Consider the following 10,785-nt stretch of genomic DNA (forward strand, 5'->3'; position numbering starts at 1 on the left):
ATGTTCACCGGCTCGACCCGCGTCGAACTTGGCAGCGACAGTCTCCTGCAGCAGCGCCGTGAAGTGGGGCGACAATTCGCTCGGCTTGATCATCACCCGGTTGCCGGCGGCGATCGCGCCGATCGCCGGCGCAACGGTGAGCTGCAGCGGATAATTCCACGGCGCAATCACCCCGACCACGCCGAGCGGCTGCGGCAGCAGCCGGTTCTTGCCGGGCAGAAATTGAAGCTGGGTCGATACCTTGCGCGGCGCCATCCAGCGCTTGAGATGCCGCGAGGTGTGCTTGATGTCGCCGAGCAGGCTGAGCGTCTCGGCGATCAGAGTCTCGGTCGAGCTGCGGTGACCGAAATCGGCAGAGATCGCCTGCTCGAATCGTTTCTCGTTGTCCTTGATCAGCGCGCGCAGCCGCGCGAGCCGGTCCTGACGCTGCTCCAGCGTCGGCGGCGGCGCAGCACGGGAAATTTCGAACATGCGATGAAAGCTGTCGTGGAGCGCATTGCCCCCGAAACCGCCGACCGGCTGGTCCATCTTTCGCTCCCTGCGATGCCCAATTGGTTCGTTACGGGCTGATTTTGCCAAATTCTCGCAGGGGAAGAGGATTCCGGCAACCACACCTGGTTCCGTTCGTCATATAATCTTGAAAATCTTCTCCCAAATCCGCCCTTGGGGCTTTGCAAATCCCCGCAGGGTTGGTAGACACCCCTCGCGCCCCGGGCATTCGCCCCGGGCACCTTCTCAGGAAGCCTCCGGGAGGATCGATCAGCGCCTTTGGGCGTTGATGGTCATCGGTTTTCTGAAAGCCGCGCAAAGGTTTAACGCGGGGTGGAGCAGCCCGGTAGCTCGTCAGGCTCATAACCTGAAGGTCATAGGTTCAAATCCTATCCCCGCAACCAAATTACGCCGTCAGGTCCACAGGATCTGGCGGCGTTTTTCGTTTGGGCTGCACGGTTGTTTCGTTGCCCGGCGATCTGATCTAACAGGTGCAACATCGGCCGTCCGCGGTGAGCATTGAGCTTGCGACGTCCGCGGCGGCTTGGACATCGAACGTGAAATCGCTCGGCATCATCTTTCTGTTGGCTTTGGCTGTGTTCGCCTATGGCCTGTATTCGGACATCACGCTGACGCGCTGTGCGCGTGGGACGATCACGGCTGCGCTCGGCCTGTGCTCGGGCAGCGACTGACCTCGGCCGTTCGCAACCGATCGGGTTTGCGGACGTAACTCATCGGCATCAATCGAGGAGGGCCGGGCGGCATGAGCGCGGGCGATAGCGGCGGGTTCTACCAGAGTGTCGCGGTGTTTCGCGGCTTCCGCAGCCTGATGGATCCCGCCCTCTACGCGCCGCTGCCGGACGATTGGACCGTCGGCGTCGCCGACATCGTCGATTCCACCCGCGCGATCGCCGAGCGGCGCTACAAGTCGGTCAACATGGCTGGCGCGGCCGTGATCGCCGCGGTGACCAACGCGCTTCAAGAGCGCGAATTCCCGTTCGTGTTCGGCGGCGATGGCGCCAGCTTTGCGGTGGCACCAGCCGATTTGACCGCCGCCCGCGATGCGCTGGCCGCGACCGCTGCCTGGGTGCGCGACGAACTCGGCCTGACGATGCGGATCGCGCTAGTGCCGGTCGCGGCGATCCGCGCCAAGGGGCTCGAGGTGCGCGTCGCCCGTTTCGCGCCTTCGCCGCACGTCAGCTACGCGATGTTTGCAGGCGGCGGATTGGGCTGGGCCGATGCGGCGATGAAGCGCGGTGAATTTTCGATTCCGCCGGCGCCGCCCGGCACCGCGCCGGACCTCTCCGGTCTGTCGTGCCGGTTCGAAGAAATGCCGGCCCGGCGCGGCGTCATCCTGTCGGTGCTGATCGTGCCGACGGCGCAGGCCGATGGGGCGGCGTATCGCAGCCTGATCGAAGATATCGTGACGATGGTCGAGCGCAGCCCGGAGGCGGGCAGGCCGGTGCCCCACGAAGGACCGGGATTGCGCTGGCCGTCGCAGGGCCTCGATCTTGAAGCGCACGCCGAACGCGGCGTACCGCTGACGCTGCGCCGCGCCGGCCTGCTGATCCGGACTCTGTTCAGCTACTTGATCATCCGCTTCGGCATCACCGTGCGCGGCTTCGTCCCGCGGCGTTATCTGTCCGAGCTGGTCGAGAATTCAGACTTCCGTAAATACGACGACGGACTGCGCATGGTGGTCGACTGCGCGCCGGAGCTAGCCGACGCGCTGGAGCAGAAGCTCGCCACGGCGGCGGCTGCGGGCGTCGCGCGTTACGGCGTATCGCGGCAGCAGTCGGCGATGGTGACGTGTTTTACGCCGTCGGTAGCGCGTAGCGATCATGTGCACTTCATCGACGGCGCGGGCGGCGGCTATGCGTCCGCCGCGCTGGCCTTGAAGGCGATGCCCGACAGGGCAGTCGCTTAGCGCGTCAGCGTCCAGCTTTCGCCGCCGCACAGAGTGCCGACGCAGCCCTCGACCCGCAGGCTGTTGGGGCCGGTGTGCGAGATGCTGCTCTCGTAAGTCTTGCCGTCGTCGGCGTTGTAGATGTGGCCGCTCCATTTGCCCTGCGACACCGGGCGCATGTCGCCGAAGATCTGCAGGCCGATGATCGGCCGCGATGCGAGCTGCGGATCGGCGTTCTTATCGTCGACCTGGGGCTTGCCGGTGTTCGGATCGATCGGCGTCTTCAGCCAGACGATGCTCCCGCACAGCGCGTTGCCGCAGCTCTTGATCCGGACCTTGGCGTCGCCGGCCTGAGTCAACCAGGTGCCCTGCGGCCCGGCTGATTGGGCGATCGCCCCTGCGGGCGACAGCGACACCAGGGCAACCAGGGCAGCAGCGACGAAACCGGACCGAACGGCCATTCCATACCTCCAAACGATACTCGCGGGAGCCGCGAACAGCATTCAGAAGCAGTGCGGCGGGCGGTTGGATAGCAGAGCGTCCGATTCGTGCAATCGTGTGACCCTTGCTGCACGCTGGGGATAATTCCGATTCATTTGACCCAGCGTGTCAGGTAGATCGCGGCGGCGCTGCCAAGGCCGTACACCACCATCGCCAGCGCCACCATCGCGAACATCGCCGATGCCGGCGCCCCTAAGGCGACCAGCGCCCATCCGCCGAGGGCCACCAGCACAAGCCGTCCGGTTGCGGCGAGCACCGGTCCGCCAACCTTGGCGGCGCCCTGGCTGGCGAAATACAGCGTCACGCCGAGGCCGAAGAAGCCGAAGCCCGGGCCGGCGAAGCGGAAGTAGGTATGCGCAGCGTCTGTGACGGCCGGGTCTGCGGTGAACAGTGACACCCAGAGCGCCGGCCAGATCGCCAGCACGACGCCGACCAGTCCGACGATCAGGGCGGATACGACTCCGGCAGTCCACGCCACCCGCCGCGCGCGGGCGATATCACCGGCGCCGATCGCCATCCCGACCATCGGGATCGAGGCGACGCCGACCGCGAACGCGATCGGGATCAGCAGGAATTCCAACCGCGAGCCGATGCCATAGCCGGCGAGCGTGGTGGTGCCGTAGCTGGCCAGCACCTTCGTGAAGATCAGGATCGTCAACACCGACTGCAGCGGCGCGAGACAGGCGAGCGCGCCGACCTTCAGGATGTCGACGAAGATCGGGCGTTGGAAGCTGAATGCGCGCAGTTGCAGCCGCAGCCGACTGCGGCCGCTGGCGAGATAGATCAGCAGGAACAGCGCGCCGACCGTGAAAGCGATCGCTTGGCCGGAGGCGACGCCAGGCATGCCGAGCCGCGGCATTCCGAACAGGCCGAGGCCGAGCGCGCCGCCGATCACCACCTGCAAAGCCGCAACGCCGAGCAGGGCACCTGCCGGCAGGACCATGTCGCCGGTGCCCCGCAGGATCGAGGCGAGGGTGTTCACCAGCCAGATCGACACGGCACCTGAGAACAGAACGACCGAGTAGCTGCAGGCCTGCTCCAACACCTCGCCGCGGCCGCCGAGCAGTGCGAACAGCGATCGGCCGAATAGCTGCATCACCAGCGTGAACAGCAGCCCGCCGCCGATCCCGATCAGGATCGCGTGGAGCGCCAGCACGCCGGCCCGGTGTGTATCACCGGCGCCGAGGGCGCGGCTGATCGCGGATGATACGCCGCCCCCCATGGCGCCAGCCGACATCATCTGCGTCAGCATCGCGAAGGGAAACACCAAAGCGATCGCCGCCAGAGGTTCGGTGCCGAGCCGGCCGATATAGGACGTCTCGGCCACCGCCACCAAGGCTGTGCCGAGCATCGCGATGGTGTTGGGGATCGCCAGCCGCACTAGTGTCGGCAGGATCGGGGCGGTCAGCAGCCGGTTCGGTGGTGGAGCGGACAGTGGCGTGTCGGCGGGTGCCTCGATGGTCATGCAGTCGCTCCCCGGATGCCGCCTCGCGATTGACGGTGGTCTTTTGTATGATGATTAACATACAATAGCCACAGCGCCTCATCGGGCACAAGCGGCGGGGCATTGCAGGATACGCGGGCGCGACGGCATTTCGCGCAGGGCTCTGAGGCGGCCGGTCACGCGGCGGCACCCCTGCATTCGGCGCAGAACCAGAATACCGCTGGGATGGATGGTCAAATCTCCCAAACCAGGGCATGAAGAGGGATAATTATTCTCCGGGAGAGGAAACCGCCTATGAAGGCAGCTCAGCTCAGCGCGTTTCAGCGCTGGTCGATCCTGATCGGCGCGTCGGTGCTGCTCAGCCTCGCCATGGGCATGCGGCAGAGCTTCGGGCTGTTTCAGCCCTCGGTGATCCGCGACGTCGGCATCACCAGCGCCGACTTCTCCTTCGCGACAGCACTGCAGAACATCATCTGGGGCGTCACGCAGCCGATGGTGGGACTGATCGCCGACCGCTACGGCACCCGCTGGGTGATGGCCGGTGGCGTCGTGGTCTATGCGGCCGGTCTCGTTCTCATGATGGTCGCCGACTCGGCCTTGATGTTCACGCTCGGCTGCGGCGTCTGCGTCGGCATTGCGCTGTCGTGCACTGCCTCCAGCATGACTATGACGGTGACCTCGCGCACGGTGTCGCCGGCCAAGCGGAGCGTCGCGATGGGCGCGGTCTCGGCTGCCGGGTCACTCGGCCTGGTGCTGGCTTCGCCGCTGGCGCAGACGCTGATCTCGACCGCCGGCTGGCAGATGGCGCTGATCGGCTTTCTTGGCCTCGCCGCGGCGATGCTGCCGTCGGCGCTGTTCGCCGGCCGTGCCGACAAGCTCGACATCGACAAGTCGGACGACGTGCAGCAGTCGGCCGGCGAGGTTGTGCAGGCCGCGCTCGGCCATTCCGGCTTCCTGGTGATGGCGATCGCGTTCTTCGTCTGCGGTCTTCAGCTCGTGTTCATCACCACGCATCTGCCGAACTATCTGGCGATCTGCGGCCTCGATCCGTCACTCGGCGCTTCGGCGCTGGCGGTGATCGGGCTGTTCAATGTGTTCGGCTCGTATGCGTTCGGTTGGCTCGGCGGCCGGTTTCCCAAGCAGTATTTGCTCGGTGGCATCTACATCGTGCGGTCGCTGACGGTGGCGGCATATTTCTATTTCCCGGCGTCGGCGACCTCGACGATCGTGTTCGCTGCGATCATGGGATCGCTGTGGCTTGGGGTGATTCCGCTGGTGAACGGCCTCGTCGCCCAGCTGTTCGGGCTGCGCTACATGGCGACGCTGACCGGCATTGCCTTCCTCAGCCACCAGGTCGGCTCGTTCCTCGGGGCCTGGGGCGGCGGCGTGATCTACGACCATCTCGGCAGCTATGATCGCGCCTGGCAGGCCGCGGTGCTGATCGGCCTGATCGCCGGTTGTGCCCAGATGCTGATGAACGTCCGGCCGCCGCGCCGGCGGGACGAATTGGCGGTCCCTGCAACCGCCTGACCGGACCGGGAAGGGGGCTGCCGAGCCTCGACGGTACGATCGGGTGCTAACGGTAAGCTATTCAGGTTGCAGCGATATTCGCTTCGGCCAGACCGCCGAGACATGCTGTTGCAAGTTAGAATAGATATTGGGTCCCGCCGGGGAACCTTTTATAAGGGTTCCCGTTAAAGACGACGTCTCCCACCACCGTGGAAATGCATCATGACCTTCACGCTACCCGAATTGCCGTATGCCTACGACGCGTTGCAGCCGTACATGTCGAAGGAGACCCTGGAATATCACCACGACAAGCATCATCAGGCGTATGTCACCAACGGCAACAATCTGCTGAAGGGCACCGAATTCGAGGGCAAGTCGCTCGAGGAGGTGGTCAAGGGCTCGTTCAACAAGAACGCCCCGTTGTTCAATAACGCCGCCCAGCACTACAACCACATCCACTTCTGGAAGTGGATGAAGCCGAACGGCGGCGGCAGCAAGCTGCCCGGCGCGCTGGAAAAGAAGATCAACGAAGACCTCGGCGGCTTCGAGAAGTTCAAGGCCGATTTCGCCGCAGCCGGCGCCGGTCAGTTCGGCTCGGGCTGGGCCTGGCTCTCGGTCAAGAACGGCAAGCTCGAAATCTCCAAGACTCCGAACGGCGAGAACCCGCTGGTGCACGGCGCCACGCCGATCCTTGGCGTCGACGTCTGGGAGCACTCCTACTACATCGATTATCGCAATCGCCGTCCGGACTACCTGAAGGCGTTCGTCGATAGCCTGATCAACTGGGAGTATGTCGAGGAGCTGTACTCCAAGGCCTGATCAGGGCCGCAAGCTCGCAATCGAATCGGAAAGGCGGTCGCAGTGCGGCCGCCTTTCCTTTTGGCATCGCGCCCGACCATGCGGCTTGCGGTCGCACCTCTCCTGCTGCAAGAACGACGGCGGGGCGACGTTCGCAGACGGAGCAATTGTCGGATGGCCTATCTTCTGGTGTTCGTGGGCGGCGGGCTCGGGGCGATGTTTCGCCACTTCATCAACACGCTCAGCGGCCGCCTGCTCGGCACCGCGTTTCCGTATCACACCTTCTTCATCAACGTGACCGGCTCGATCGTGATGGGGCTGATCGCCGGCTATCTGGCGTTCAAGGGCGGCTCGTCGCAGCATTTCCGGCTGTTCCTGATGACCGGCATCTTGGGCGGCTACACCACGTTCTCGGCGTTCTCGCTCGACGCGGCGCTGCTGTATGAGCGCGGCGCGATCGGGCTTGCGGTGGTGTACGTGCTCGGCTCGGTGGTGCTGGCGATCGCCGGCCTGTTCGCCGGCATGGCGCTGATCCGCGCGGTCACATAAGACCCGCCGTCATTGCGCCGGACTGCTTCGTCGTCCCGCTACTCGTAGCGACGTGGAGAGCCATCATTCGCTGACGTTTGGGCGAGGCCGCGGGCCTCGCTCAGGTCGACATCGTATGCAGCAGGAAGGTGAGCGCGGTCGCGGCGAACACGTGCATGTTGTCGACGCGGTCGGCGTTTTCCGTCTCCAGTGTCATCACCGCCTGCCGTGGCCCGGCCACCGCGATGCAAGTATGGCCGGCAGCGTCGCCGTAGCGATTGCCCGATGGGCCGGCGGCGCCGGTTTCTGACAGCGCCCAATCGGCGCCGAGCCGGGAGCGGATCTGCTTCGCCAGCAATTCGGCATAGGGCTCCGACGAGGACCGCAGCCCTTTCATGTCGGGATCCGGAATGTCCATCAGCACGCGCCGCGCCTCGCGGGTGTACACCACCGCCGAGCCGAGAAAGTAGGCCGAGGCGCCAGGCACGGCGAGCAGGGCCGACGCGATCAATCCGCCGGCCGAGGATTCTGCGACTGCGATGGTTTGCTTCTGCGCGATCAGCCTGAGCGCGACCTTTTCGGCCACCGGCAGCAATTCTCGCATCACCGATCTCCTCTGTGCTGCCTGTCACATCGCCTCTGGTGGGACGAATCGACACGTGATCGGCTGTACTTGATCGGAAGCCGTGCCGGCGGGCAAACCGAATGTGAGCCGGCCCGGCCGCTCAGCGCAGTCCAGCGAAGCTGCTCCACACCAGGCTGAGCCCGGACAGAAACAGCAGCGCCAGCACCACGTTGCGAAACGAGCGGTCGCTCAGCGCGTGGTAGGTCCTTGCGCCGAGCCAGGCGCCCAGCAGGATGGCTGGCAGCGCCAGCAAGGCCGCGTAGAGAACTTCACGCGTGACGAGACCGTGCGCGGTCTGCAGCGCCAGCGCAGCGATCAGCACGGTGGAGTTGAATGCCTGAAACACGCCGCGGCGCTGATGCTTGTCCCAGCCGCGGACGCTCGCCCACAAAATCGGTGGAGGGCCGGACAATCCGGCGAAGCCGCCCATCACGCCGCCGATCCAGCCGATCACGCCATCCATCCAGCGGCCGCCGAAGGTCAGCGCCATCGGCGGGGTGAAATACAGCGCGGGCGGGAAGATCAGCAGAAACAGGCCGACGAACAGTTTGAAGCCCCACGGATCGGCATACGCCACAAGCACGCTGCCCGGGATCACGCCGGCAAGCCCGCCGATCAGGAACGGCGTCACCAGTTTGAAATCGATGTGCTCCCACACCATCCGCATCGTCGAGGCCTGAGAGACCATCGAGCACAGCAGCACCAGCGGCACCGCGACGGTCGGCGGGAAGACGTAGAGCCAGAACCCGAGCGACACCAGCGCCAGACCGAAGCCGGACAGGCCGGAAACGAACCCGCCACACAGCGCGCCGGCGATCAGGATGACGAGAGTTGTTAGTTCCATCGGCCTCGATGCGCCTGCTCAATTCCGCCGGGCGGAAGCTGTCGCGCGTCCGTGAGGGAGTGTCGGCGTAGGCTTGCTTTGTGCCGCCAGCCGATCGGGCTTATAGCATCGGACAAGGCTCCGAAAACCAAAACAAGAGTTGCAGATGTTGGCAGGAAACAAACGAGACGCCGCGCCTGCGGCGAAGCCCGGCAACGCCGCGAACCTGATCGCGCCCGACACCACGGGGCTGAACTTCTATCGCGCCGATCCGTCGCTCGCCGATCTTTTGCGGATTCATCTGCAGAAATCCCTGGTCGATCACATCGAGCCGCATCTCGACCGGCTCGGCGCGCTGGCCGGCGGCCGGCTCGACGAGTGCGCGCGCCTCGCTGATCGCCACACGCCGATCCTGCATCAGCGCGACCGCTTTGGCCGCGACGCGCAATCTGTCGAGTATCACCCGGCCTATCGCGAACTGGAAGCTGCCGCGTTCGGCGAGTTCGGAATTCACGCGCTGTCGCACCGCAAGGGCATCATGGGCTGGCCGGACGTCTATCCGGTCACCGCCAAGCACGCCTTTACGCTCTTATTCAACGAAACCGAATTCGGCATGGGCTGCCCCATCAACGTCACCGACGGCTGCGCCAAGCTGCTGTCGAAGTTCGGCGACGAGACGTTGAAGGCCAAGTATCTCGACGGCCTGATCCAGACGGACATGAGCAAGCTGACGCAAGGCGGCCAGTTCATGACCGAGAAGGAGGGCGGCTCCGACGTCGGCACGCTGACGTCGATCGCTGTGCCGGAAGGCGATCATTGGCGGCTGTACGGTGAGAAGTGGTTCTGCTCCAACGCCGACGCCAAGGTGGTGATGCTGCTGGCGCGGCCCGAAGGCGCCGGTCCCGGCACGCGCGGTGTCGGCCTGTTCCTGATGCCGCGGTTCCTCGACGACGGCTCGCCCAATCACTACCGGATCGTGCGGCTGAAGGACAAGCTCGGCACCCGCTCGATGGCGTCGGGCGAGATCAAGCTCGAAGGCGCGCTTGCCTATGCGGTCGGCAAGCTCGATCGCGGCTTCGTGCAGATGGCCGAGATGGTGAACTCATCGCGGCTGTCCAACGGCGTGAAGTCGACCGCGCTGATGCGGCGCGCCTGGCACGATGCGATCACGGTGGCGAAGAACCGCGTGGTGTTCGGTAGCCGCATCGTCGACCTTCCGTTGGCGCGCCGGCAATTGCTGAAGATCCTGGTGCCGACCGAGCAGGGAATGTCGGTCTCCTTCCTCACCGCCGATGCACTCGACCGCGCCGAAGGGGGCAGCCAGGACGCGGCTGCGCTGCTGCGTATCCTCACGCCCACGCTGAAATTCCGCGCGACCCGCGACGCGCGCAAGGTCAGCGGTGATGCGCTCGAGATGCGCGGCGGCATCGGTTATGTCGAGGAGTTCGCCACCGCGCGGCTGCTCCGCGACGCGCATCTCGGCTCGATCTGGGAAGGCACCGGCAACATCGTGGCGATCGATGCGCTGAAGCGCGCGATTGGCAGGCATGGCGCGGAGTCGGCGCTCGGGGCCGATCTTCATTCGCGGCTCGACGATGCGGTACGCGTGCCGCAAGTCTGGCGCGACCGGCTGCGCGGGCTGATCGACAAATCGATCGGCTTCGCCCGCGACGTGGCGCGGAGCAGCGAGAACGAAGCTGATGCCCGCCGTGCCACCAGCGCGCTGTATCACGTCGCCAGTGCGGTGGCGCTCACCTGGGAGGGCGCGAAGATCGAAGCGATGCGCGGCGATGCCCGGCGCGTGCTGCTGTCGCGCCTCGTGGTTGAGCATCGCCTGTACCAGCTTGATCCGTTCGCGCATCAGGACGGCAAGCTCGAACTCGCAATTGCCAACCATCTGTTGGGTGAGCAGGCCGCGGGCATAGACGAGATCGCGCCGCTGCTGACGGCGTAGTATGCGAGCGGCAATCTCTCCCGTCATTGCGAGGAGCTAAGCGACGAAGCAATCCAGCCCAGCGTTCGGAGCTGGATTGCTTCGCTTCGCTCGCAATGACGGGGGGCGTTCGTCGCTAATTAATCGACCAACGCCTTCGGCGGTTTGAAGCCGCCGAATTCGCGCTCGATCAGTTCGGCGAGCTTCAGCAGCGTGCGGTCTTCCAGCC

General features: G+C 65.2%; 11 protein-coding genes and 1 tRNA gene. 7 read left to right on the top strand and 5 right to left on the bottom strand.

The window, feature by feature from the left end:
- On the bottom strand, window positions 1–528 hold a 528-nt coding region (locus tag DYI24_RS13035), incomplete at its 3' end, for an aldehyde dehydrogenase family protein (protein WP_164572589.1).
- 288 nt (window positions 529–816) lie between these two features.
- Here DYI24_RS13035 and DYI24_RS13040 point away from each other — a divergent pair.
- The 3 genes from DYI24_RS13040 to DYI24_RS13045 all read left to right on the top strand — a co-directional run bounded on the left by DYI24_RS13040 (window position 817) and on the right by DYI24_RS13045 (window position 2,416).
- Window positions 817–893, top strand: a tRNA-Met gene (locus DYI24_RS13040).
- Between the two features lie 153 nt (window positions 894–1,046).
- Window positions 1,047–1,181 carry a hypothetical protein gene (locus tag DYI24_RS28555; protein WP_013503510.1) on the top strand — a complete coding sequence of 45 codons (135 nt, stop codon included), beginning with the start codon at window positions 1,047–1,049 and terminating at the stop codon, window positions 1,179–1,181.
- A 71-nt stretch (window positions 1,182–1,252) separates the two neighbouring features.
- A complete protein-coding gene (locus DYI24_RS13045) occupies window positions 1,253–2,416 on the top strand; it encodes a DUF3095 domain-containing protein (protein WP_164572590.1) in 1,164 nt (387 codons plus the stop codon).
- Here the strand turns inward: DYI24_RS13045 and DYI24_RS13050 are convergent.
- Window positions 2,413–2,856 carry a DUF2147 domain-containing protein gene (locus DYI24_RS13050; protein ID WP_164572591.1) on the bottom strand — a complete coding sequence of 148 codons (444 nt, stop codon included), beginning with the start codon at window positions 2,854–2,856 and terminating at the stop codon, window positions 2,413–2,415. The two genes, DYI24_RS13045 and DYI24_RS13050, sit on opposite strands and share 4 nt — an antisense overlap.
- A gap of 131 nt (window positions 2,857–2,987) precedes the next feature.
- The gene (locus DYI24_RS13055) at window positions 2,988–4,361 is read right to left on the bottom strand and encodes an MATE family efflux transporter (RefSeq protein WP_164572592.1); all 1,374 of its coding nucleotides are present in this window, start codon (window positions 4,359–4,361) and stop codon (window positions 2,988–2,990) included.
- Window positions 4,362–4,634: 273 nt separating this feature from the next.
- Here DYI24_RS13055 and DYI24_RS13060 point away from each other — a divergent pair, with 273 nt between their 5' ends.
- The 3 genes from DYI24_RS13060 to crcB all read left to right on the top strand — a co-directional run bounded on the left by DYI24_RS13060 (window position 4,635) and on the right by crcB (window position 7,196).
- The gene (locus DYI24_RS13060) at window positions 4,635–5,870 is read left to right on the top strand and encodes an MFS transporter (RefSeq protein ID WP_164572593.1); all 1,236 of its coding nucleotides are present in this window, start codon (window positions 4,635–4,637) and stop codon (window positions 5,868–5,870) included.
- A 201-nt stretch (window positions 5,871–6,071) separates the two neighbouring features.
- Window positions 6,072–6,668 (top strand): superoxide dismutase, encoded by a 597-nt coding sequence (locus DYI24_RS13065; RefSeq protein ID WP_107343674.1) that lies wholly within the window; start codon window positions 6,072–6,074, stop codon window positions 6,666–6,668.
- Between the two features lie 153 nt (window positions 6,669–6,821).
- Complete coding sequence (crcB, locus tag DYI24_RS13070) at window positions 6,822–7,196, top strand: fluoride efflux transporter CrcB (RefSeq protein ID WP_107343675.1); 375 nt, start codon at window positions 6,822–6,824, stop codon at window positions 7,194–7,196.
- A gap of 100 nt (window positions 7,197–7,296) precedes the next feature.
- Here the strand turns inward: crcB and DYI24_RS13075 are convergent, their stop codons facing one another.
- The gene (locus tag DYI24_RS13075) at window positions 7,297–7,779 is read right to left on the bottom strand and encodes a CinA family protein (protein WP_164572594.1); all 483 of its coding nucleotides are present in this window, start codon (window positions 7,777–7,779) and stop codon (window positions 7,297–7,299) included.
- A gap of 121 nt (window positions 7,780–7,900) precedes the next feature.
- Window positions 7,901–8,644, bottom strand: a complete 744-nt coding sequence (locus DYI24_RS13080) for a sulfite exporter TauE/SafE family protein (protein ID WP_164572595.1) — start codon at window positions 8,642–8,644, stop codon at window positions 7,901–7,903.
- Window positions 8,645–8,789: 145 nt separating this feature from the next.
- On the opposite strand from DYI24_RS13080, the gene DYI24_RS13085 reads away from it, so the two are divergent.
- Complete coding sequence (locus DYI24_RS13085; RefSeq protein WP_164572596.1) at window positions 8,790–10,577, top strand: acyl-CoA dehydrogenase family protein; 1,788 nt, start codon at window positions 8,790–8,792, stop codon at window positions 10,575–10,577.
- The last annotated feature ends 208 nt before the right edge of the window (window positions 10,578–10,785 follow it).

This window comes from Rhodopseudomonas sp. BR0C11, assembly GCF_010820945.1.
In the GTDB taxonomy this organism is placed as follows: Bacteria; Pseudomonadota; Alphaproteobacteria; order Rhizobiales; family Xanthobacteraceae; genus Rhodopseudomonas; species Rhodopseudomonas palustris_H.